21 protein-coding genes and 1 tRNA gene are annotated in these 23,295 nt (G+C 38.7%); 5 read left to right on the top strand and 17 right to left on the bottom strand.

Going from position 1 to position 23,295, the window contains the following annotated elements; translation table 11 throughout:
- Positions 1–4 precede the first annotated feature (4 nt).
- The 8 genes from FFM68_RS04580 to FFM68_RS04545 form a co-directional block, all read right to left on the bottom strand.
- Positions 5–1,336, bottom strand: coding sequence for a 6-phospho-alpha-glucosidase (locus FFM68_RS04580; RefSeq protein WP_137618256.1), 1,332 nt, complete (start codon positions 1,334–1,336; stop codon positions 5–7).
- A gap of 2 nt (positions 1,337–1,338) precedes the next feature.
- A complete protein-coding gene (locus tag FFM68_RS04575; RefSeq protein WP_137618255.1) occupies positions 1,339–2,949 on the bottom strand; it encodes a PTS transporter subunit EIIC in 1,611 nt (536 codons plus the stop codon).
- A 176-nt stretch (positions 2,950–3,125) separates the two neighbouring features.
- Positions 3,126–3,389, bottom strand: a complete 264-nt coding sequence (locus tag FFM68_RS04570; RefSeq protein ID WP_137618254.1) for a type B 50S ribosomal protein L31 — start codon at positions 3,387–3,389, stop codon at positions 3,126–3,128.
- Positions 3,390–3,488: 99 nt separating this feature from the next.
- Positions 3,489–4,784: a transcription termination factor Rho gene (gene rho, locus FFM68_RS04565; protein WP_137618253.1), complete on the bottom strand. Its 1,296-nt coding sequence runs from the start codon at positions 4,782–4,784 to the stop codon at positions 3,489–3,491.
- Positions 4,784–6,055: a UDP-N-acetylglucosamine 1-carboxyvinyltransferase gene (gene murA / locus FFM68_RS04560; protein ID WP_137618252.1), complete on the bottom strand. Its 1,272-nt coding sequence runs from the start codon at positions 6,053–6,055 to the stop codon at positions 4,784–4,786. The genes rho and murA overlap by 1 nt, the downstream gene beginning before the upstream one ends.
- Positions 6,056–6,330: 275 nt before the next feature.
- Positions 6,331–7,200, bottom strand: coding sequence for a class II fructose-bisphosphate aldolase (locus tag FFM68_RS04555; RefSeq protein ID WP_137618251.1), 870 nt, complete (start codon positions 7,198–7,200; stop codon positions 6,331–6,333).
- A gap of 363 nt (positions 7,201–7,563) precedes the next feature.
- Positions 7,564–9,171, bottom strand: a complete 1,608-nt coding sequence (pyrG, locus tag FFM68_RS04550; RefSeq protein ID WP_137618250.1) for a CTP synthase — start codon at positions 9,169–9,171, stop codon at positions 7,564–7,566.
- 190 nt (positions 9,172–9,361) lie between these two features.
- Positions 9,362–9,808, bottom strand: a complete 447-nt coding sequence (locus FFM68_RS04545) for a YueI family protein (protein ID WP_137618249.1) — start codon at positions 9,806–9,808, stop codon at positions 9,362–9,364.
- A 241-nt stretch (positions 9,809–10,049) separates the two neighbouring features.
- Between FFM68_RS04545 and FFM68_RS04540 the strand changes: the two genes are divergently transcribed.
- The 4 genes from FFM68_RS04540 to FFM68_RS04525 all read left to right on the top strand — a co-directional run bounded on the left by FFM68_RS04540 (position 10,050) and on the right by FFM68_RS04525 (position 13,707).
- On the top strand, positions 10,050–11,666 hold the full coding sequence (locus tag FFM68_RS04540; RefSeq protein WP_167483458.1) for a SulP family inorganic anion transporter: 1,617 nt from the start codon (positions 10,050–10,052) through the stop codon (positions 11,664–11,666).
- 332 nt (positions 11,667–11,998) lie between these two features.
- Entirely contained in the window at positions 11,999–12,688 is a 690-nt protein-coding gene (locus FFM68_RS04535; RefSeq protein WP_137618247.1) for a phosphatase PAP2 family protein, read from the top strand.
- Between the two features lie 78 nt (positions 12,689–12,766).
- Positions 12,767–13,081, top strand: coding sequence for a PadR family transcriptional regulator (locus FFM68_RS04530; protein ID WP_137618246.1), 315 nt, complete (start codon positions 12,767–12,769; stop codon positions 13,079–13,081).
- Between the two features lie 11 nt (positions 13,082–13,092).
- Positions 13,093–13,707 carry a hypothetical protein gene (locus FFM68_RS04525; RefSeq protein WP_167483449.1) on the top strand — a complete coding sequence of 205 codons (615 nt, stop codon included), beginning with the start codon at positions 13,093–13,095 and terminating at the stop codon, positions 13,705–13,707.
- A gap of 72 nt (positions 13,708–13,779) precedes the next feature.
- Here the strand turns inward: FFM68_RS04525 and FFM68_RS04520 are convergent, their stop codons facing one another.
- From FFM68_RS04520 to rpoN, 8 genes are all read right to left on the bottom strand, one after another.
- The gene (locus FFM68_RS04520; protein ID WP_137618244.1) at positions 13,780–14,679 is read right to left on the bottom strand and encodes a restriction endonuclease; all 900 of its coding nucleotides are present in this window, start codon (positions 14,677–14,679) and stop codon (positions 13,780–13,782) included.
- A gap of 167 nt (positions 14,680–14,846) precedes the next feature.
- Positions 14,847–15,218: a hypothetical protein gene (locus tag FFM68_RS04515; protein WP_137618243.1), complete on the bottom strand. Its 372-nt coding sequence runs from the start codon at positions 15,216–15,218 to the stop codon at positions 14,847–14,849.
- Positions 15,219–15,378: 160 nt separating this feature from the next.
- Entirely contained in the window at positions 15,379–16,692 is a 1,314-nt protein-coding gene (gene eno / locus FFM68_RS04510; RefSeq protein ID WP_137603484.1) for a phosphopyruvate hydratase, read from the bottom strand.
- Between the two features lie 111 nt (positions 16,693–16,803).
- A complete protein-coding gene (gene tpiA / locus FFM68_RS04505) occupies positions 16,804–17,559 on the bottom strand; it encodes a triose-phosphate isomerase (protein WP_137618242.1) in 756 nt (251 codons plus the stop codon).
- Between the two features lie 105 nt (positions 17,560–17,664).
- Positions 17,665–18,855: a phosphoglycerate kinase gene (locus FFM68_RS04500; RefSeq protein WP_137618241.1), complete on the bottom strand. Its 1,191-nt coding sequence runs from the start codon at positions 18,853–18,855 to the stop codon at positions 17,665–17,667.
- A 149-nt stretch (positions 18,856–19,004) separates the two neighbouring features.
- Entirely contained in the window at positions 19,005–20,006 is a 1,002-nt protein-coding gene (gene gap / locus FFM68_RS04495; RefSeq protein WP_137618240.1) for a type I glyceraldehyde-3-phosphate dehydrogenase, read from the bottom strand.
- A gap of 40 nt (positions 20,007–20,046) precedes the next feature.
- On the bottom strand, positions 20,047–21,084 hold the full coding sequence (locus FFM68_RS04490) for a sugar-binding transcriptional regulator (RefSeq protein ID WP_137618239.1): 1,038 nt from the start codon (positions 21,082–21,084) through the stop codon (positions 20,047–20,049).
- A 177-nt stretch (positions 21,085–21,261) separates the two neighbouring features.
- Entirely contained in the window at positions 21,262–22,563 is a 1,302-nt protein-coding gene (rpoN, locus tag FFM68_RS04485; RefSeq protein ID WP_137618238.1) for an RNA polymerase factor sigma-54, read from the bottom strand.
- 53 nt (positions 22,564–22,616) lie between these two features.
- Here rpoN and FFM68_RS04480 point away from each other — a divergent pair.
- Positions 22,617–22,688, top strand: a tRNA-Arg gene (locus FFM68_RS04480).
- Positions 22,689–23,049: 361 nt separating this feature from the next.
- Here the strand turns inward: FFM68_RS04480 and FFM68_RS04475 are convergent.
- Complete coding sequence (locus FFM68_RS04475; protein ID WP_137618237.1) at positions 23,050–23,286, bottom strand: hypothetical protein; 237 nt, start codon at positions 23,284–23,286, stop codon at positions 23,050–23,052.
- Positions 23,287–23,295 lie beyond the last annotated feature (9 nt).

The raw sequence follows: 23,295 nt of genomic DNA, 5'->3' as shown, positions 1-23,295 counted from the left end.
ATAATTAATGTAATTCTGGCCAGTAGTTCCCATTTTCAAGAATCAGATCGTCTAATAATTCTTTGGCAACTTGTGCACTTGGAACTGTTTTAGATAGTGTTAGCGCTTGCCACATTTTTTGATAGCTATTTTCTGCATAAGCTTCGACCACTAGTTTTTCAACAGTAACTTGTTGGAACATCAGAGCTTGCTGGAAGGCTGGAATTTGACCTTGTGCCAGTGCTTCTGGTCCGTCAGTTCCGACGATACAAGGAACTTCTACCATCGCATCATCAGGGAAATTGGCAATTGCTCCATTGTTTTCAACGATCATTACCATTCGTTCATGAGTGTTGAAAGAAATCGCCCGAGCTAGATCTACGATAAAAGTCGCATGGGAATCAATATCAAAAGCGATTCCTTCAGCCGAACCGTTCGCAATGATTTGGCGCGCGTGATCAAAAACATTTTTTTCACGGCCTTGCATGACTTCATTTGCCCGCGTAAATTCAGGATGATCTTTCATATGTTCAAAGACATAATCAGGATACAGATAATATTTCAAATACGTATTCGGTAGATACTCAGGTGCTACAGCTAAAATATCTTTCGCTTTTTTATGCGTTTCTTGCCAACTCGGATCCGTATGTTGCGTATCCACTTCGACTTGTGTCAAATACCCATGTTCAGAAACGTACTCACGAATCTGATCGATATATTCATGTCCTGCTTTATCTTTGACGCTTGTCCACCAGCCGAAATGATTCAAACCAAAATATCGAACTTCTAATTCTTCAGGCGTTTTGCCAACGATCTGCGACATCCGGCGTAACGTACCGACTGGCATATCACAAATATTCAATACTTTTGAATTTGGACGTAAGACGCGGCAAGCTTCAGCTACGATCGCTGCCGGATTAGAATAATTTAACATCCAACAATCAGGTGAATATTTTTCCATATAATCGATAATTTCTAGCATCCCTGTGATACTGCGCATCCCATAAGCAATTCCGCCAGGCCCGCAAGTTTCTTGTCCAAATACGCCATGACGCAAAGGAACCTTTTCATCTTTTTCTCGCATCGCATATTTTCCAACTCGAATATGTGCCATACAGAAATCAACATCTGTAAATGCAACTTCAGGATCGGTCGTATATAAAAACTCGATCTCAGGTGCTTGTTCTTTCAAGAGAATTTCTAACGCTTCTCCAAGGATTCCTTGTCTATCCCCATCATTATCATATAACTTCAATGTCCGTAACGGAAAACGGTCTAAATTATCTAACATCATCATAACGATTCCTGGAGTAAAAGTACTTCCTCCGCCGGCAATTACTACTGAAAATTTTTTCATCACTATTCGTCTCCTCTGTCTCTACCTAAATATTTTTCAAGTTTTTCTCGTACTTGTGGCACGGTCAAGCCATAAACCACATGCACATTTTCCCCATTGCTGATGACTCCTTTTGCTTGAGTCTGATCTTTTAACAACCCTTCATCTACTAAACTTGGATCAGCCAGCTTCAAACGCAGCCGAGTATAACAATTATCAATCGTTTTAATATTTTCAGCGCCGCCTAAGCCATCGACGATTTTTTGTGAAAATTCATCCGCTGTTGTTGCGGTTGCTAGTACACCATCATTGGAACCTTGTCCCTTTTTCTCGTTGTATTCTTTTTTCGAATAAAGTTTCGTCTCTTGGTCGTTGTCTTCACGTCCGACTGTCTTGAAATTGAATTTGACGATTAAGAAGCGGAAAATAAAGTAATAGATAAAGAAGAACGCGATTCCTACTAAAAGATAGATCGGCCAGCGAGTCTTTTCTGTTCCCAATGGAATGTTATAAAGCAAAAAGTCGATAAAACCATTCGGACCAATCGCCCGTGAGCCAAAGATATTTAAAACTACCATGCTCAATCCGCTTAAAGCTGAATGGATGACAAACAGCGCTGGTGCAACAAACATAAATGAAAACTCGATAGGCTCTGTCACTCCAGCGACAAATGATGTTACAACCGCTGGGATCAAGATTGCTTTTACTTTTGTTTTATTTTCTGGTTTAGCTGTTTGATACATAGCCAAGCAGGCTCCAATCAAACCGAACATTTTTGAAATGCCTCGAGCATCCCAGATCACACTTTGCGAAAGAACTTTGACTGCCGGATCTGCAATCTCAGCAAAATAAATATTACGTGCACCTTCAAATACTTGACCGCCAACTTCTGCCACACCGCCAAGTGAAGTATATAAAAATGGCGTATAGATCAAATGGTGCAAGCCTGTTGGAATCAACAGTCGTTCCAATGAACCGTATAAGAAAATACCAAAATTTCCTGTTTTTTGAATGATTCCGCCTAGCCCATCAATTCCTTGCTGAACTACCGGCCAAACGAATGAAAGAATAATGGCTGACAACACCAATACTGGAATCAATACGATAAAGACAAAACGTGCACCGCCATACACTTGAAAAGCATTACTAAAGGTCGTATCAATAAAACGATTATGAATTAGTGCAACAACAACACCTAAGATAATACCTAAGAAAACACCCATATCTAACACTTGGACTCCTAGGACCAGTGCCTGCCCTGAACCTTGCAATTGTTCTGGTGCTACCAGCATATCGCGCAATTCCATAAATTTATTCATGGCATATAAGAAAACTAAATAACCTAAAAGTGCAGTAAATGCGGCTTCAGCTTTTTTCTTATTCGCCAGCCCTAAAGCAATCCCCACACAGAAAATAACTCCTAAATTTGTTAGAACTGGTAACAACGCCGCAGATAAGATACTCCCAAAACCCATCGTAATTGGATTATCTAAAAAGCCAAAGGTCTCAATTAATCGCGGATTTGTAAAAACGTTTCCAATTGCAATTAAAATACCGGCAATCGGCAGAATCAAAACCGGAACAAACATCGCTTTTGAAAATTTCTGCATGCCATCCATGATTTTCTCTTTCATCATTTTAACTCCTTCTTTTTATGATGTGTTCAGTATACGAGACACTCTCCTAAAAATAAATAGGTACCGCTTACAACTCAACGTGTTTCACGAACTGAAATACGTTTCATGACTACACAAAAAAACGAGCTTCCATAATAGGAAACTCGCTAAAGTCTGTTTGAACAGAATTTTGATTATTCCGCAGCGTTTGTGTCTTTGATACCGTATTTTTTGTTGAAACGGTCGACACGTCCATCTGCTTGCGTGAATTTTTGGCGTCCTGTGTAGAATGGATGAGAGTCTGAAGTAACTTCGACACGGATTACTGGGTAAGTATTTCCGTCTTCCCATTCAACTGTTTCTTGTGAAGTTTTAGTAGAACCTGACAAGAATTTGAAACCTGTAGTTGAGTCCATAAATACTACGGGATGATATTCTGGATGAATTCCTTGTTTCATAGTTTTTTTCGCTCCTTTGCCCTGAATCATTTGCTGGTTCAGAGTTATTTTTGCAATTTGCAACATGAATATACTATCATGAATGATTCGACAATGCAATTATCTTTTTTGATTTCTGCGCGGAGTTTTTCCGCCGAAAGAAACATCCTTAAATGCTTTAAAAACATCTTCGTTCGTCTTTGATTTCTTTAAGAAGTTTATAAATTGTGAGGTATATTCCAACGAATCGCCGGTCATATTGTTGCGGATCTTCCAGATTTCTTCCAGACGCGGCGGCGACATTAGCAAATCTTCTTTACGAGTACCAGATTTTTTGATATCAATCGCTGGGAAGACGCGGCGTTCGGATAATTCACGGGATAATTGCAATTCCAAATTGCCTGTTCCTTTAAATTCTTCATAGATTACATCATCCATCCGACTGCCAGTATCGACAAGTGCCGTTGCTAAAATCGTCAAGCTGCCGCCTTCTTCAATATTTCGAGCAGCTCCAAAGAATTTTTTGGGTTTGTAAAGAGCCGCTGGATCGATCCCGCCGCTTAATGTTCGACCGCTAGGCGGAACGACTAAGTTATAGGCACGAGCCAAACGCGTGATACTATCCATCAAAATGACTACATCTCGCTTATCCTCGACTAAACGCATCGCCCGTTCCAATACTAATTCAGAGACTCGAGTATGGTTTTGCGGCTGCTGATCAAAGGTCGAATAAACCACATCGCCTTTGACGCTGCGTTCTAAGTCCGTCACTTCTTCTGGTCGTTCATCAATTAACAAAACGATCAATTCAACATCTGGATGATTATCAGTGATACCATTTGCAATTTCTTTAAGGATCGTTGTTTTCCCGGCTTTAGGCGGAGCAACGATCAATCCTCGTTGACCAAATCCTACTGGTGAGAAGATATCGATCATTCGAGTAGACAAACGATTAGGCGTTGTTTCTAAAACCAATTGTTTATCTGGATAAAGTGCTGTTAATGCGGGAAAATGTGGGCGTTCTTTGGCTTCTTCCGGATCTTTTCCATTCACGCTTTCCACATGCATTAAACCATAATAGCGTTCTGATTCTTTTGGTGGACGCGCTTTTCCAGCTACCTTGTCCCCGTTTCGTAAACTGAAACGACGGATTTGCGAGGAAGAGATATAAATATCTTCCGCACTTGAGCCATAATTGATCGGACGCAAAAAGCCATAGCCATCTTGTCCAACGATATCCAAGATTCCTTCCATATAAAAGAAGCCTTGTTTTTCTGCTTGTGCTCGAATCACCGCTAACGATAATTCTTTTTTATTCATCTGGCTATAATAAGGAATTTTAAAATCTTTCGCATACGCATAGATTTCTTTTAGCGTCTTGTTTTCAAGTTCCGCCATTGTTAAATAATCGCTCATTACTCCGCCTCTTCCTCGTCGATCATTTCGATAGTTGCACCTAGAGCCGTTAATTTTTCAATAATATGATCATAGCCGCGTAAAATGTATTCCACGTTAAAAATCGTTGTTTTGCCTTTGGCCATCAAGCCGGCAATCACTAAACAAGCCCCTGCGCGCAAATCAGAAGCAACGACCTCTGCACCATGTAATTCATTTGGCCCATTCAATACGATCAAGTTGCCTTCTACTCGAGCATCAGCACCCATTCGAACCAATTCAGGAATATGGTTCACCCGTTTTGAATAAATGGTATCGATGATTTCAGAAGTACCTTGTGCTTTTAGCAATAGCGGCGTTAATGGTTGTTGTAAATCTGTAGCAAATCCTGGGTAAGGAGATGTCGTCACATCCACTGTTTTTAAATTTTTAGAAGGCAATACTTCAATGCTGTCTTCTGAGATATTCATCTCGACGCCGATTTCTTCTAATTTTGCGATAAAGCTTTCAATATGTTCATAAATAACATTGTTGACCGTCACGCCTTCACCAATTGCTGCTGCCAACGCTAGATAAGTACCCGCTTCGATTCGATCAGGAATGATTGAATGAACACAACCATGCAATTCTTCTACACCTTCGATTCGAATTTCATCAGTACCTGCTCCACGGATTTTTGCCCCCATATTGTTTAATAAGGTAGCAACGTCGATGATTTCTGGTTCTTTTGCCGCATTTTCAATCGTTGTCTTGCCTTTTGCTTTGACTGCAGCCAGCATCACATTAATGGTCGCACCAATAGAAACCACATCCATAAAGATCCGATCTCCGGTCAAACCGTCGTTGTCAGTTCGCAAATAGATTACACCGTGTTCATTTGAAACATCGGCACCTAAACTTTCAAATCCTTTAATGTGCAAGTCAATTGGACGTGGACCTAAGAAACATCCGCCAGGTAAGCCAACAACTGCTTCACCAAATTTTCCTAACAAAGCCCCCATAAAATAATAAGAAGCACGTAATGAGTTGATTTTGCCATTTGGCATTGGGATCGACACGATTTTAGTCGGATCAATCACCATCGTATTATCTTTAAAGGAGACTTCTGCCCCCATAATTTCTAAAATCTCGATCAATGAATGAACATCTTGAATATCTGGAACACCTTCTAGTGTCACTGGCGAATCCGCCATGATTGCTGCTGGGATCAATGCGACTGCACTATTTTTTGCGCCGCTAATTGTAATATTGCCTGATAATGGCTTTCCGCCATGGATTTCGATTTTTTTCATTTATTTTCACCTAATTAATTATTTTGAAATTTATAGACCATTATCCATTTTATCATATTATTGCATGCATAAAAAGGAAGCATTCTCAAAACTCAGGAGAAAATAAAGAGATTTTTCATGTTCAATCATTTTTAGGTCTTATACCCACGTAAAATATATTCTTTTTTTATATTCTTTTAGTAAAAAGAACTAGAAATAACTTTTATAAATGGTTGATCAGATTTTCTCCAAAAAAAAAGCCTCGAAGCAAGTGCTCCGAGACTAGAAAAAACTAATTAAGCTTTGTTAGCTGAACCGAACCAGTCGATATGTTCTTCAGCATCTTTAACGATTGCAGCAACACCTGGTGCTAACAATTTACGAGGGTCAAAGCCTTTTCCTTCTTTATCTTTGCCAGCTTCGATGTATTCACGAGTTGCTTTAGCAAATGATAATTGGAATTCAGTATTAACGTTGACTTTAGAAATACCCATTGAGATAGCTTTTTGGATTTGTTCTTTAGGAATACCTGATCCGCCGTGTAATACTAAAGGAACATCAGAACCTACAGCATCAGCAATTGCTTGTAAGTGATCAAACGCTAGACCTTTCCAGTTTTCAGGGTATACTCCGTGAATATTACCAATGCCGCATGCTAAGTAGTCGATACCTGTAGCAACCATTTGTACACATTCATTAACATCAGCTAATTCGCCAGCACCGATGATGCCGTCTTCTTCGCCGCCGATTGAACCAACTTCACACTCAACAGAAATGCCTTTAGCATGAGCTTTTTCAACAACGTCTTTAGCCAATTTCAAGTTTTCTTCAAATGGAAGATGAGAACCATCAAACATGATTGAAGTATAGCCAACTTCGATACATTCTAAAGCAGCTTCATAGTCACCATGGTCTAAGTGGATTGCAACTGGTACAGTGATACCCATTGAATCAACTAAGTTAGTGATGATATCTTTAGCAACTTTGTATCCGCCCATGTATTTTGCAGCGCCCATTGAAGTTTGAATAAGAACTGGTGCTTTTTTAGCTTCTGCGGCTTTTAGAATTGCTTGAGTCCATTCTAAGTTGTTCGTGTTAAATCCACCAACTGCATATCCGCCTTTACGTGCAGCTTTTAAGAATTCTGCTCCTGATACTACTGGCATAAAAAATTCCTCCTAAGGTTTTTTACTATTTGGTTAAGCCATGCTTAACTAACGTGTTAATTCTATCAAAGTTTTAACATCTTTGCTACTACCAACCTTCCGATAAAACCTTTACATTTCAACTTTTTTTACTTTTTTCGCCAAACTTGCCTGTAAGTTGGACTTGAATTTCTCTAACGCAAAAAATCAATGATGCAATTCTTCAACTAAATAATTTGATCATTCATCGCCGCTTTTATGATTTAGTCAGCATCTTAATGAACTGGAAAAATTGGATCAACAGTTGGTTCGTATTAAAAAAATGATTTAGCAAAAGCGACAAAAAAACTGAAAGGCAACTCTGCCCTTCAGTCAGCTTGACTATTATGCTTTTTGATTTTCTAATGACGCACCAACAAATGCTTTGATCAACGGTTGCGGGCGGTTTGGACGAGAAATCAATTCTGGGTGGAATTGGCAACCCACAAAGAATTTATTTTCAGGAATTTCGACGATTTCGACTAAACGATTGTCTGGAGAAACACCTGAGAACACCAATCCTTTATCTTCAAATAATTGACGATATTGGTTGTTGAATTCATAACGGTGACGATGACGTTCTTGGATAACTTCTTCATTTCCATAAGCAGCTGCAGTTTTAGTTCCTTTTTTCAACTTACATGGGTAAAGACCAAGACGCAATGTTCCGCCTAGATTTTCAATATTTTCTTGATCTGCCATCAAATCAATGATGTTGTTTGCTGTATCTGGAACCGTTTCAGCTGAGTCCGCTTCACCAAGTCCAGCTACGTTGCGGCCAAATTCTACACAGGCCATCTGCATTCCTAAGCAGATTCCTAAGAATGGCACATCATTTTCACGTGCATAACGAATTGCTTCGATTTTGCCTTCGATCCCACGATCGCCAAAACCGCCGGGAACTAAAATACCATCAGCGTCGGCTAGTTTTTCTGCAACATTTTCTTCAGTCACATCTTGTGATTGAATCCAGTTGATCTCGATATCTGAATCAAATGCAAAACCAGAGTGTTTCAACGCTTCAACTACGGAGATATAGGCATCAGGTAGTTCCACATATTTACCGACTAAAGCAATTTTCACTTTTTTCTTAAGATTCAAGACTTTTTCTTCAAGCGCACGCCATTCAGTCATATCCGCTGCTGGTACATCCAATTTCAAGTGATCACAAACAATTTGATCCATTCCTTGAGCTTGTAATGCTAATGGAATCGAGTAAAGCGTTTCTACATCGCGCGATTCAATGACTGCTTCAGGTTCAACATCACAGAATTGTGCCAATTTATTTTTCGTACTTTGTGAAACTGGTTGTTCTGTCCGAACGACCAAAATATTTGGTTGAATTCCTAAGCCACGTAATTCTTTTACACTGTGTTGTGTAGGCTTCGTTTTCATTTCGCCTGCAGCTTTCAAGTAAGGAATCAGTGTTGTATGGATATACATCACATTATCAGCTCCAACTTCAGCCTTCATTTGACGCAATGCTTCTAAAAATGGCAATGATTCGATATCGCCGACTGTTCCCCCAACTTCTGTAATGATAACATCTGAATCCGTCATCTTAGCAGCCCGCATGATTTTTGATTTGATCTCATTGGTGATATGCGGAATCACTTGGACGGTTGCACCTAAGTATTCACCTTTACGTTCTTTGCGAATAACTTCTGAATAGATTTTTCCTGTCGTTACGTTGGAGTATTGATTCAAGTTGATGTCGATAAAACGTTCATAGTGACCCAAGTCTAAGTCCGTTTCTGCACCATCATCTGTTACAAAAACTTCTCCATGCTGGTAAGGACTCATTGTACCTGGATCGACATTGATGTAAGGATCAAATTTTTGGATAGTCACTTTTAATCCTCGATTTTTAAGTAAACGACCTAATGATGCTGCCACGATCCCTTTACCGATTGATGAAACTACGCCGCCAGTTACAAAAATATATTTTGTCATAAATGAAAAAACTCCTTCATACTAATTTGCAGGAAACGTCTAGAAAAAACAAATAAAGCTCCCTATCCAACTTGAATAGGGAGCTATGAATTCACTAAACACTTGACCCTTACTAAAAGGGTGCCCAAGCTGTATAATACCGACACTTGGATAAAATGTCAACTGTAATTATTCATTAAGACAATTTTCTTTAATTAAAGAAACGACTGAAAAAGCTTTTCTTTTCTTTTGGCTCCTCGTCATCTTCTGATTTCGTTGGATATTTTGCTTCAATATCGATGATTTCTTCATTCACTGCGTAATCCGTTACTAATAAGATCCCGATACTCTCTTCTGATTCGGCAGTTGCATCATTGACGATCGTAAAATCAGCGGCATTTTTTGAAGCCAGACCAATAAAAACACGTTGCAGTTCTTCAGAGACTGCACCATTGATCAATAATTTCCCATCAGGATGTTGCTTGATCTCTTCGACCAAATTCTGTTGATCTTGTTTATTACGCATCTCTCCTACGGTCATACTTACAAAGCAACGCTCCCGAAATGTTCCCAAGTATTTTCTCTGCTCCTCTGGATTGATTCGTGGCGAGCCATAACGTCCTTTATCTAAGTGCTGCTGCACTTCATCTTTTGCCAATCTATTCACTTCCTTATAAATAAGTTTTTTCTTTAAAATCAGTATATCAAAAAAACAAAAAACTTGCTGACACTTTGCCAAGCTAATAAGAAATCCCTTTCACAGAAAAACTATTCAAAAACCATTGTACTTTTATTTGGATTATCTTATAGTTGAAGATGGTTTAAAAAAAGAAAATTTTTTATCAGAAGCCCGTCAATAAACGGGCTTTTGTCGTATTTTCAAAAAGGAGTGTTTTACAATCAAGCGTTATAAAAATTTGTTACAACAAGAGTTTCACCATTATTCAAAGGATAAACTGCAAAAAGATCTATTGGCTGGATTGACGGTCGCTGCTGTCGCATTGCCGTTAGCATTAGCCTTTGGTGTTTCCAGCGGCGCAGATGCTGCAGCTGGAATGATCACAGCTATCATTGCTGGTGTTGTGATTGGCAGTTTGTCTGGCGGATTTTATCAAATCTCTGGTCCGACTGGTGCCATGGCCGCCATTTTGATGGGGATCATCGCCGCACAAGGGCTCGCAGGCGTATTAGTCGCCACCTTTATTGCCGGAGTCATTTTATTACTCGCAGGCTTATTCAAATTAGGCACATTGACTTCCTTTATTCCTTCGCCGGTTATCACAGGCTTTACTTCAGGAATCGCCATTATTATCGCACTAGGACAAATCGATAACTTTTTAGGTACGACGTCTGTCGGCGAGACAGCTATCGCAAAATTGCTAAGTTATAAAACAGATTTTACACCGCATTTACCTACTTTATTATTAGGACTGATCATCTTATTCATATTGATCTTTTATCCCAAAAAATGGAACCAAGTTTTACCAGCTTCCCTTGCAGCAATTATTCTAGCGACTATCGCTGCCTTCATTTTTAAATTACCTGTAGCAAAAGTGGGCAAGATTCCCACCTCATTGCTGACAAGTGAACGACTGAATCTTGCTGCAATCGATCTTCCCTTGATCAAGCAATTATTTTTGCCCGCAGTCAGTATCGCGATGTTAGGAATGATTGAAAGTCTGCTCTGCGGTGCTTCAGCCGGACGAATGACCGGAAAAGATCTTGACAGCAACCAAGAATTAATTGCTCAAGGAATTGGCAATATTATTTTGCCTTTTTTTGGCGGGATTCCTGCAACGGCAGCAATTGCACGAACTAGCGTAGCTATCAAATCTGGTGCCCAAACACGATTGGCTGGAATTTTTCACGCACTCTTCTTATTTTTATCCATGATTATTTTTGCTCCAGTTATGTCACAGATTCCGATGGCCGCACTTGCCAGCGTCTTGCTTATCACAAGCTGGCGGATGCATGAATGGTCCACGATCAAAACGATGATTCGCCAAAAAAATCGAACCGCGCTGTTGCTGTTTTCTGTTACGATGTTGAGTACGATCGTTTTTGATTTAAGTATCGCGATTGTTATCGGCATTATTTTCAGCTGCATTTTCTTTATCGCTAAAAGTGCAAAAATCTCGATCATCACAGAAGAAATCGATTGGCAAAGAATTAACCTGCCACCTTCTACTGTCGGTTCTGATTGGGCGGTTATCTATATTACTGGACCATTATTCTTCATGTCTACCAATCAATTAAAACAAGAACTCGATCAAGTCGTAGATAAAGAAGGCCTCATCTTTTCGCTTCGCGGTGTGCCTAGTATCGACTTGACCGCATTAGATACTTTTGCTGATTACTTTTCAATCGCCGCGTTGCGCGATCAAAAATTAGTCTTTACTTCGATGCAGCCAGAAGTAGAAAAACAATTCCAACAACTTTGGCAAAAAAATACGGATCGTCCTATCCAACACCCAACCGTTGCTCATGCCCTGCATGCGTTGCATCAAGAATATTAGATCCTAAAGCTATGAAGAAAATTCTTCATAGCTTTTTTTGTGCAAGTTTAACGCGGCTGTCAGGGAAAGTAGGTGAATGATAACGAAAGAATTTATCCACTTTGGCTGATTTTATTTAAGTATCGATAGTTGGTCAAACCTTTCCACGCAACAACTTTTTGTTGTATAGCTTTGTGTAAAAAATTCTGCTAGGCTGTCACTCAAAAGCACCAATATTTTTGATGTGGTCGTTAATAAAATCTTTGAAAATAAGTACCTTGCATTATTTAGTAGATTACTTTATATTATTTAGTAGTTAAGTACTTAATAATATTTAGTAAAAGAAGAAAACTATGAACCTCATACATTTTAAAAAGAAAGACATCTATTCAGCATTATTCTGTTTATTGGTTTTTACTATCACCGCTAGTTTGATTTGGTTACAAAATAAAACGATTCTAACGATCGATTCCTTTTTAACCCATCAGATTCAGCAAATTTTCGGCCACCCACAAATGACTTATCACGGAAACTTTTTTAACGATTTGATGACCTTTTTTGCTACTTACGGCGATGCGACACCGCTGGTACTACTTTCCTTCATACTGTCCATTCCATTATTTATCAGCGGCTATCGTTTCTTAGTCATTTGGTTTTTAGGTGTTGTTGCGACAGGCGGAATCGTCGGCGTGATAATGAAATTATTCTTTCAACGAGAACGTCCTCTTGGACACTTATTAGAAGACGATGGTGGCTCTTTTCCAAGCGGTCATGCTGTCGGCAGTACTTTGGTTTGTTTGGCACTGCTAGTTGTTATCATCCCGTTACTGAAACAGCCCGCACTCAACTTCATTGTCAAAAGCCTTGTTTGGGTCAGCTGGATTAGTATTTTAGTTTCGCGCTTATATTTCAGCGCCCATCATTTTAGCGATCTCATCGGCGGTGTCTCGCTAGCAGCTTTTTGGTTTTTTTCGGCAGTAGTTGTCTACAGTTTGACAGCCGATTGGTTCAAAAAATACCTCTTCAAAAAAAGCAAAATCTAAAAAAACAATCGCGTTGGTAATTTGATAAATTCTTAGGTATGATAGGAGAAAAGTTTATAAAAAACGTAGGAGTAGCCCATGAATAAAGAAATGTTAAAAGGAAATATCGACCTACTTGTTCTGGCTGTTTTGAAAGAACAAGACAGTTACGGTTATGAGATTTCTAAGATCCTATCTGATAAATCAGGCAATGTTTTTGAGATCCAAGAAGCAACCTTATATTTAGCTCTAAAAAGATTGGAAAAACAAGAAGTGATTCAGTCTTATTGGGGTGAAAAAACGCATGGCGGAAAGAGGAAGTATTATCATATCACCGAAAGCGGCTTAGCACATTTTGAGGAAATAAAGAATGATTTTAAAACGTTGTCTGCTATCGTAAAAAAAATAATTTGAGGTGAATCATTTTGAAAGTGCACATTATTGATTTTAAGGAAATACGGTATCGAATCCTTCTTTTGATTTCAATTCTTTTATTTTTTGGTTGTTACCTGCTCGATATTCTTATCGAACCAAGAGAAACTGGCTTCATCTTTATTTTGGTGTATTTTACAGCGATACTCTTAGCAGCCTCTTGGGCGATTCTAAATTATATTGATAATTTGCGAATAAACCCGTTATATAAAAATTATCATACGATTGCCACATTCGTTGCATCCTTAACCGTTTCAAAAGATGAGCGTGAAGAAGTTGAACAGTTGATGAGCGATTATGTTGAAGATCAAGTCCAAAATGGTGCTGAACGAGAAACCGCCGAAAAAGAAATAATCGAACAATTCAGAACTAGCGAACTCCAACACAATCCCGCATTTTTCTATATTCATTCTTTTAACTATTTAATCAAGCTGGGAATCTTATTTATTGTGATTGGACTCATCCTTGCATTGATCGATCTAGTGATGGCCGATGCCCATACCCCCGCAATCGATGCTTTAGAAATCACATTGATTGGCTTTGGATTTGGCTTCTGGCTAACATTTGCCCTGTACCGCTTATTAAATCAAATTTTGATGAAGAAATAATTTTAAAGTCGAGTTGAACAACTCGACTTTTTTGATATATTCGTTTACGTTATCGGATGCGGTCAAATCGAATTACTCATCTTCAGTAAAGAAATCCAAATCAATTGCATGTACTTCAATAATTTGCTTAACGTCTACCCCGACTTTATGGCGAATCATTTCTTTGGCTAATCTTTCACCATCTATTAGCATAATTTTAGCTAGTTTCAAATTATTAACGTATTCTTTTGCCTCATTAGAAAATTTAGCTGTTGTAATAAATACGCCTTGGTTCAGACCTTCGTAACGATCATCCATTGCACCTTTAAACTTTTGGATTTCAGGACGTCCAACTGTCCTTGTAGGATTCCAACGTTTTGCTTGAACATAAATATTATGAAAGCCTAATGGATCTTCATTGATGATCCCATCAATACCGCCATCACCACTTTTGGCTGTCAATAAACTACCATTACCATACCCCATTGCATTTAGTAGCTTCAGCACAATTTTTTCGAAATAAAAGGGAGAATTTTCAAGAATTTTTGCCAGAATAGTTTCTCTGAGTTCTGCATCGATTAACGCTACTTTGCTGATAATTGCTTCTTCAGGAGTTTCCTCATCGTTGCTTGGATCTTCTGTATCAGCATTTCCACGCGACTTATTCTTAAATTTTCTAAAGGATTCAAACTGCATTAACTTCTTATTATCAACAAAATCCTCTTTCAGCAAATTATAACCCACATCAGTAATACGATAAATTCCACGACTAGGGCTTACAACAGCTCCCGCCTGTTTTAAATAAGATAACGACCAGCCTAATCGATTATTGAACTGAATGATTCCCGATTCAAGCCGAAAATTTATTTGTTCTTGAGTTAAGTTCAATACATTTGCAACTTCTATTCTAATTTCTTTGACAACTTTTGGTGATCCATCAGCTAATACTTGTAAAGTATATAGATACAATTCTTCGTATGTCGGTAAATTCACTACTATCTACTCCTCCAAAACAATAACAAACCATAACTTCCACTTTCCTACAAAACAATATAAGTAAATCACGGTTCAAAAACATCAATGTTCTGACGTTTTGAATCCTGGTGGCTACAACTATCTTTACTGGAAAACCTATATTTTATTACATTGAACAGATCAATTTATGAAATTCTATTCAACATATGTCCTTCAAATAATATTATTTTCTCTATTTTTTTTGCCTTAAATGTTTCAAATTCGTAATAGATTGTAAAATAATTTTCTTGATTTTTATTGGTTAATAACGCTAAGAAGAAGGCTTGCTTTCCATGCGAAACAGATGTAATAGAAGTTACAGTCTCTGCTTCCATGCTCCATTGTTCTAGATCTGCTAAATTTTTGATTTCCTTTCCATCAGGCAGGACTATGGAAATATGACTTGTTGAGTTTAATTGTAATTCCGTTAGATTCTTTGTTAACAGATTAATTGAATACGTTTCAATAAATTTATTCTTTGGCGAATTATTACAATTACTATTAGTAATAATTTTCAAATTTTTTCCTCCATTCAACTTTGTTACCTACATAGTATCATATTTCAATTTTATGACTACCTACCGACCTTTTACACTTATCAATACTCAATCCCCCTCATTTTGACACAAAAAAACCTGCGAGAATTTCTTCTCACAGGCTTCAGCTTAATAAATTTAATTATTTAGCGATGAATGGGTTGTTTTTTAAGTTGTAGAAAGATTTGATACCTTTGTATTCTGCAACGTCACCCAATTGGTCTTCGATACGTAATAATTGATTGTATTTAGCAATACGGTCAGTACGTGAAAGAGAACCAGTTTTGATTTGTCCAGCGTTTGTTGCAACAGCGATGTCAGAGATTGTTGAATCTTCTGTTTCACCAGAACGGTGAGAAACAACTGCTGTGTAGCCAGCTTCTTTAGCCATTTCGATAGCATTGAAAGTTTCTGTTAAAGTACCGATTTGGTTAACTTTGATAAGGATTGAGTTATCAACGCCCATTTCGATTGCTTTAGCTAATTTTTCAGTGTTTGTAACGAATAGATCGTCACCAACTAATTGAACTTTATCGCCTAAAGCTTCAGTTAATTTCTTAGTACCTTCCCAGTCGTTTTCGTCTAAGCCGTCTTCGATTGAGATGATTGGGTATTTAGCAACTAATTCTTCGTAGAATGCGATCATTTCATCTGTTGTCTTTTCGCCTTCGCCTGAGTCAGCTAAAACGTAAACACCTTTTTCTTTGTCGTAGAATTCTGAAGAAGCAGCATCCATAGCAAGAACGATATCTTTACCAGGTACATAACCAGCTTTTTCGATTGCTTCGATGATTACTTCGAAACCTTCTTCGTTAGAACCAAGGTTAGGAGCAAATCCGCCTTCGTCACCAACTGATGTAGCTAAACCTTTAGCTTTCAAGATTGAAGCCAATGCGTGGAATACTTCAGCACCATAACGTAAAGCTTCTTTGAATGTTGGAGCGCCAACTGGCATGATCATGAACTCTTGGAAGTCGATAGAGTTATCAGCATGTGATCCACCGTTGATGATATTCATCATAGGAGTAGGCAAAACTTTAGTATTAAATCCGCCAAGGTAGTTGTACAATGGGATTTCTAAATAGTCAGCAGCTGCACGAGCAACGGCAATAGAAACACCAAGAATAGCGTTCGCACCTAATTTACCTTTGTTAGGAGTGCCATCTAATTCGATCATAGCAGCATCGATTGCAGCTTGGTCGCGTACATCGTAGCCAATGATTGCTTCAGCGATAACATTGTTTACGTTATCGACTGCTTTAGTAACACCTTTACCGCCGTAACGAGCTTTGTCGCCATCACGTAATTCAACGGCTTCGTATTCACCAGTTGAAGCACCTGAAGGAACCATACCGCGGCCGAATGCGCCGTCTTCTGTATAAACTTCTACTTCGATTGTTGGGTTACCACGTGAATCTAGGACTTCGCGTGCGTAAACGTCTGAGATAATTGACATGTTTTGTCTCTCCTTTAAATTTTGTTTTATTAATAGGGGCAAGCCCTTATAACCAATATTAGTGAAAATCACGAACAGTTGCAAACAAAAGCTGCGATTTTCTGAAAAAAATTATTTTGCGCCTTCTAATAAAGCTAAGAATGAATCAGCTTTTAAGCTGGCTCCGCCGACTAAAGCACCATCAACGTTTTCTTTTGCCATGTATTCAGCAATGTTTTCTGGTTTTACAGAACCGCCGTATTGGATACGAACAGCTTCAGAAACTGCTTTGCCGTAGATTCCTTCAACAGTTGAACGAACAACACCACAAATTTCGTCTGCAATTTGTGCGTCAGCAGATTTACCAGTACCGATCGCCCAGATTGGTTCATAAGCAATGACCATGCTTGAAACTTGTTCAGCAGAAAGGTCAGCTAAACCAGCTTTGATTTGTCCTTCGATCCATTCAGCTGTTTTGCCAGCTTCATAAGTTTCTAAAGACTCACCACAGCAAAGAATTGGCAACATGCCGTTAGCAAAGATTGCTTTGGCTTTTTTGTTGATTTCTTCGTCTGTTTCGTGGAAGTATTCACGACGTTCTGAATGGCCGATGATTACATAGTCCACACCAAGATCAGCTAAAGCTGCTGGTGAAGTTTCACCAGTAAATGCTCCAGCATTTTCCCAGTAACAGTTTTGAGCAGAGATTTTTAAGTCAGTGCCTTTAGCTGCTTCAACTAATTCTTGTAAGAATAAAGCAGGTGATCCAATTACTGAATCTACTTTATCATTTGCAGGAACATTGTTTTTTACTGCTTCGGCAAAATCTTTTGCTTCTGAAGCAGTTAAATTCATTTTCCAGTTACCAGCGATAATTGGTTTACGCATTTAAAAAAACTCCTTTTCATATTAAGGTATCCGTTATCCATTCACAATCCAACTCTTTGCAGACAACTATCTGCCTAAGAGCTGGAGGAATGAAGTTAACTTTTCCTATTTATTATTGATTGCTGCAAGACCAGGTAATTCTTTACCTTCTAATAATTCAAGACTTGCGCCGCCACCTGTTGAGATGTGGGTGAATTTGTCAGCAAAGCCAAGTTGTTCAGCTGCTGCTGCAGAGTCTCCGCCACCAATAATTGTTGTAGCATCTGTTAAGTTTGCGATTGCTTCACAAACACCGATTGTTCCATTTGCAAAGTTGCTCATTTCGAACACACCCATAGGTCCGTTCCAAACAACTGTTTTTGCGCCTTTTAATGTTTGAGCGAATAAAGCGATTGATTCTGGTCCAATGTCAAGACCCATTTGTCCTGCTGGAACATCACCAGTATGTTCTTCAGTTGGAACGTCATTTGAGAATTCAGCCGCTGTGATTGAGTCAACTGGTAATACTAATTTATCGCCCGCTGCTTCAATTAATTCTTTTGCTAATTCCACTTTGTCAGCTTCTACTAATGAGTTACCGATTTCCATGCCTTTAGCTTTGTAGAATGTGTATGTCATTCCGCCGCCGATCAAGATTTTGTCAGCTTTAGGAATCAAGTTTTTGATTACGCCGATTTTATCCGAAACTTTCGCGCCACCTAAGATAGCGATCATAGGGCGTTTAGGTTCTTCAACAGCTTCGCCGATGAATTTGATTTCTTTTTCCATTAAGAATCCAGCAACAGTTGGAATTCCAGTAGAAGCGATCCCTACGTTTGAAGCGTGGGCCCGGTGTGCAGTACCAAATGCGTCATTTACGAATACATCGCCTAATGAAGCCCAGTATTTGCCAAGTTCAGCGTCATTGCCGCTTTCTTTTTTGCCGTCGATATCTTCAAAACGAGTATTTTCAAATACAACTACGTCGCCGTCTTTCATGTCTGCGATTGCTGCTTCTAATTCAGAACCACGAGTTTCAGGTACGAACGTTACGTTTTTACCTAATAATTCGCTTAGACGTTCAGCAACAGGTTTTAATGATTTGCCTGCTTTGTCTTCTTCTGTTTTCACACGACCTAAGTGAGAGAACAAAATAGCTTTGCCGCCTTGTTCTAAAATGTAGTTGATTGTTGGTAACGCCGCTTTGATACGAGTGTCATCAGTAATCACGCCATCTTTAACAGGAACGTTAAAATCCACACGGACTAAAACTTTCTTGTCTTTCAAGTCAAGATCTTTAACTGTCATTTTTGCCATGAAAGAAAACCTCCAAATATTTTTTTGAATCTCTATCATTATACAACTCTTTCTAATAAAAGAGCTAATGATAGACTTACGAAAAAAACGGAGAAGCGCGTTGCTTCCCCGCCTTGTTTCAGACAATTTGTTTTCGTTTAAACTAAATCTTAAAGTTTTGCGAAGTATTCTAAAGTACGAACTAATTGAGCAGTGTATGACATTTCGTTGTCATACCAAGCAACAGTTTTAACTAATTGTTGTTCGCCAACTGTCATTACTTTAGTTTGAGTTTCGTCAAATAATGAACCGTAAGTCATGCCTACGATATCTGAAGAAACGATTTCGTCAGTGTTGTAACCGAATGATTCGTTTGATGCTGCTTTCATAGCTGCATTTACTTCATCAACAGTAACTTTTTTGTTAAGAACAGTCACTAATTCAGTTAATGAACCAGTTGCAACAGGAACACGTTGAGCTGCTCCGTCTAATTTACCGTTCAAGTCAGGGATAACTAAACCGATTGCTTTAGCAGCACCAGTTGAGTTAGGCACGATGTTTGCTGCAGCAGCACGTGCGCGACGGAAGTCACCTTTAGGATGAGGTCCATCAAGAGTCATTTGGTCACCAGTGTAAGCGTGGATAGTTGTCATTAAACCTTCAACAACACCAAATTCGTCATTTAAAGTTTTAGCCATAGGAGCTAAACAGTTAGTAGTACATGAAGCACCAGAAATAACTGTTTCGTCACCAGTTAAAGTTTCGTGGTTAGTATTGTAAACGATTGTTGGAACATCGTTACCACCAGGAGCTGAGATAACAACACGTTTAGCACCAGCTGTTAAATGTTTTTCAGCAGCAGGTTTAGAAGTGAAGAAGCCAGTACATTCTAATACGATGTCTACTCCTAGTTCTCCCCAAGGTAATTCTTCAGGGTTGCGGTTAGCAAGAACTTTAACTTCTTTTCCGTTCACGTTGAATGAACCTTCATGAACTTCAACAGTTCCGTTAAAGCGACCTTGAGTTGTATCATATTTTAACAAGTGAGCCAACATTTTAGCGTCTGTTAAGTCGTTGATAGCTACAACTTCCAATCCTTCTACATCTTGGATACGGCGGAATGCTAAGCGTCCGATACGTCCAAATCCGTTAATTCCAACTTTTACTGTCATTTAAGATTTCCTCCTTATGGAATCAAAAAATATATTTATTTTAAAGGGATGACCCTTTTAAAATCTCATTTGCAGCAGCTTCATCTGTGATGAGCCACGTTTGTTTTGGAGCATTTTTCATATATGCTGTGATGGCTTTCGCTTTGCTTTTGCCACCTGCGACAGCTAGAACAATCGGCATCTTTTGAATATCTTCTAATGATAAACCGATACGTGGTACTTTATGAACGATTGCTCCATGTTCATCAAAAAAGTAACCAAATGATTCTGCTACAGCATTTTTTTGTTTCAAACGAATGATTTCATCTTCTGACATCTTTCGTCTGGCTGCCATGTGTACCGCCCGACCAATACTGTGTACAACACAATTTGCCTCTTTGATCATCGCCAAGACATTTTTAATCGAAGGTTCTTTCAGCAGTGTGTGATACGCTAATTCACTCAATTGTTCTGGCACATACAACACGCGATGTTCACCATGTGCATTAGCTGCCATCAAGGCACTCACTGAATTGGCTTGAATAGCTACCGCTTCACCGATACCGCCTCGGGCTGGAACAAAAGTATTATGACGTTTCGCTGTTTCTAACGGGCTGACGTGTCTAGCAACTTCTGCCATTGTCGTACCGCCCATCACTGCGATTATGTTTCGGCCATCTGGTAATTGACGTTGCAATGCTTCGTCAATCAACTCGCCAAATTCACCGATCACTTTTTCCTGTTCATCACTGTTACCAGAAACAATCAGGCATCGTTCGATTTTAAATTGCGAAGCAAGCCGTTTTTCTAACTGATCCATACCGGTAAATTGTTCCATCAAAACTTCTAGATGTTGCAATAAACCTTCGCCTTTTTCAGTCAGCAACATGCCGCTCTTTGTCGCATCAATCAAACGCTGATCTCTAAGATAATCTGTCTCACTACGCAGTACACGCTCAGTAAGACCTAATGAATCAGCTAAGTTTCTTCGACCGATTGGTTGCATCCAAAAAATATTCTGCATGATGCGATATCTTTTCTTTACAACCTCTAACACATCAGGGGCGATTGCTTCGAGTACTCTTAATTCACTTAACAAAGGAATCCCTCCGCTGGACTCAAGTAGTCCCTCATAGACGTTTGGCGACCCATGAATTTTAAAAAAAATGCAAGAAAATCAAATTACTCATTTGAAATTTGCAAATTTCTTACATTTCAGAGTGTAACAGGTTTGAGACTTCTATGCAAGGAAAAAGACCCGCTTTTTTCACTTGATTTAATCAAAACGTTTTCTTTTCGATGAACTGGGAATATTTAGCGCATCCCGATATTTTGCTACTGTTCGTCGAGAAATTTTTTGCGCTTGTTCAGCAAGCAATCCGACGATTTTTTGATCTGATAATGGCTTGTGCTTATCTTCTTGTTCGATTAAAGTACTGATCAACTGTTTAACTTCATCTGCCGATGTTTCTTCATCATTGACTTTATTGACAAAAAAACGGCGTAATTCAAATACACCAAAATCCGTCTCGATATACTTGCCATTGACCGCACGGCTGATCGTCGATTCATGGACTTCTAATTGTTTAGCTACATCTTTTAACATCAATGGCTTTAATGTACCTTGTTTGTTTTCAAAAAAAGCTGCTTGATGCTGTACAATGATTTTTCCGACCTCAAGAATCGTATCTTTTCGCTGGCCGAGGGTTTTATTCAGCCATTCAAATTGTTGCAATTTTTCTTTTAAATAAACTTTGGTCTCTTCATCGGCCTGCAGTTTCAAGCGATTAAAATAATTTTCTTGAAAATTCAAGCGCAGTTGTCCTCGTTTATTAGATAAAACGACTAACTGGCCTTCTCGCCTTACTAATGTAAGATCTGGAATAATAAAGTTTGAGTCTTGGCTTCCAAAACCTGTTCCTGGAAATGGATTCAAGGATCGAATATAATCCAGAATCTGTTGAACTTGAGCTAAACTGATTTTGTATTCCTTGGCAATTTGTTCAAATTTTCTTTTCGCAATCGCCTCAAAAGATTCTTCTAACAAGAGATACGCCAAGTCTGGTGCGTAATCATCTTGCTCGGTTTGCAACATCAAACATTCTTGCAAGTTTCTAGCACCCACTCCTGGCGGATCTAATTGTTGCAAGAGTGTCAACGCATCCAGATATTGAATATCTGTCGCTTTCAACTCTTTTTTAATTTCCTCTTCATCGACCTTCAAATAGCCGTTTACATCGATGTACTCTACTAACACCAACATGATCTCACGAATAAACGTGTCGCGGTAATTCAAATGGATCTGATGGATCAAATGCTCAAATAACGAGACCGGATGATCGGCGATTTGGATAAAAGAATCTTCTTTGACCGGTCCGCTGTGCATTTGCATCAAGTCGCTTTGGATTTTTGGAGCGACCACATCAAACAACGGATTTTCTAAAGAAACCGTTTCAACATAGTCTTGCAACTCTTCAGTATTAAATTGTAAGATCTGGATAGCCTGCTGCAATTCTTGTGTCATCGCTAGTTTTTGAGTCTGTTGCTGCTTTTGCGAATAACTTTGTTGAAACTTCATATTACTTTCCCCTTGTTTTTTTCAAATTATATGCTAAACTAATACTCGTGCTTGCGCCCTTAGTGTAGTGGATATCACGTAAGATTCCGGTTCTTGAGACGGGGGTTCGATTCCCTCAGGGCGCATTTTCTCAACAATTTAGAGTATACATCAAATGACAAGATTACACAAAACCGCTATATATGAAGATTTACGGTATATTCACTTACAAAGAGTTTGTGGTTAAAAGTAATTCGTGGCCTTTCTGTAGTTAAACCTTTAATAAAGTGGGTTAGGTTTTATCAATATAATAGTAAGCAAAAGAAGCTGAAAGGCTTCTTTTTTTGTTTCTGTTAATTATTTAAGTTTGGAGAAAACTAGACAAACAGGCTCTAGATTTATCAAAAAAGCTGATAAACCTCATCTTTTAAATCTTCACGCGTCATTTCATTCATCCTACCGTTGTTCAGGGCAAAATAAAAAGCACAAAGCTCCTTGGTCTGTACTCTACTCAACTATTTCAATGTCTTTGATATCTTTTATCAGTACCGTTTCTAGTGGATAAGATTTTCTATACATTTGTGGTAGATGAGTTGTTGCCACATCTAGCAATAAAGTCTCTCCTATATCATTATCGAAAACTGTTTCGCAATCATCCACGAATCCAACAATACTATTTCCACTATTTAACATTACTTGCACAATATGACCGATAAAATTATACATTTCATTTATTTTTTTCATTTTTATTCT

Origin of the sequence: Enterococcus xiangfangensis (assembly GCF_005405365.1) — a bacterium.
Classification (GTDB): domain Bacteria; phylum Bacillota; class Bacilli; order Lactobacillales; family Enterococcaceae; genus Enterococcus_A; species Enterococcus_A xiangfangensis.
The sequence above is the reverse complement of the archived record's forward strand: the minus strand, read 5'-3'. Positions and strand labels throughout refer to the sequence as shown.

Coding starts and splice junctions, on each gene's coding strand:
- FFM68_RS04575 (WP_137618255.1), bottom strand. CDS start 2,949: ATGAAAGAGAAAATCATGGATGGCATGCAGAAATTTTCAAAAGCGATG.
- gap (WP_137618240.1), bottom strand. CDS start 20,006: ATGACAGTAAAAGTTGGAATTAACGGATTTGGACGTATCGGACGCTTA.
- eno (WP_137603484.1), bottom strand. CDS start 16,692: ATGTCAATTATCTCAGACGTTTACGCACGCGAAGTCCTAGATTCACGT.
- rho (WP_137618253.1), bottom strand. CDS start 4,784: ATGAGCGATTATTTAACAATGGCGGAACTTGAAAACAAGACGCTAAAA.
- tpiA (WP_137618242.1), bottom strand. CDS start 17,559: ATGCGTAAACCAATTATCGCTGGTAACTGGAAAATGAATTTAACTGCT.
- FFM68_RS04535 (WP_137618247.1), top strand. CDS start 11,999: ATGAACCTCATACATTTTAAAAAGAAAGACATCTATTCAGCATTATTC.
- pyrG (WP_137618250.1), bottom strand. CDS start 9,171: ATGACAAAATATATTTTTGTAACTGGCGGCGTAGTTTCATCAATCGGT.
- FFM68_RS04555 (WP_137618251.1), bottom strand. CDS start 7,200: ATGCCAGTAGTATCAGGAGCAGAATTCTTAAAAGCTGCACGTAAAGGC.
- FFM68_RS04580 (WP_137618256.1), bottom strand. CDS start 1,336: ATGAAAAAATTTTCAGTAGTAATTGCCGGCGGAGGAAGTACTTTTACT.
- FFM68_RS04475 (WP_137618237.1), bottom strand. CDS start 23,286: ATGAAAAAAATAAATGAAATGTATAATTTTATCGGTCATATTGTGCAA.
- murA (WP_137618252.1), bottom strand. CDS start 6,055: ATGAAAAAAATCGAAATCCATGGCGGAAAGCCATTATCAGGCAATATT.
- FFM68_RS04570 (WP_137618254.1), bottom strand. CDS start 3,389: ATGAAACAAGGAATTCATCCAGAATATCATCCCGTAGTATTTATGGAC.
- FFM68_RS04500 (WP_137618241.1), bottom strand. CDS start 18,855: ATGGCAAAAATGACAGTTAAAGATCTTGACTTGAAAGACAAGAAAGTT.
- rpoN (WP_137618238.1), bottom strand. CDS start 22,563: ATGAAGTTTCAACAAAGTTATTCGCAAAAGCAGCAACAGACTCAAAAA.
- FFM68_RS04530 (WP_137618246.1), top strand. CDS start 12,767: ATGAATAAAGAAATGTTAAAAGGAAATATCGACCTACTTGTTCTGGCT.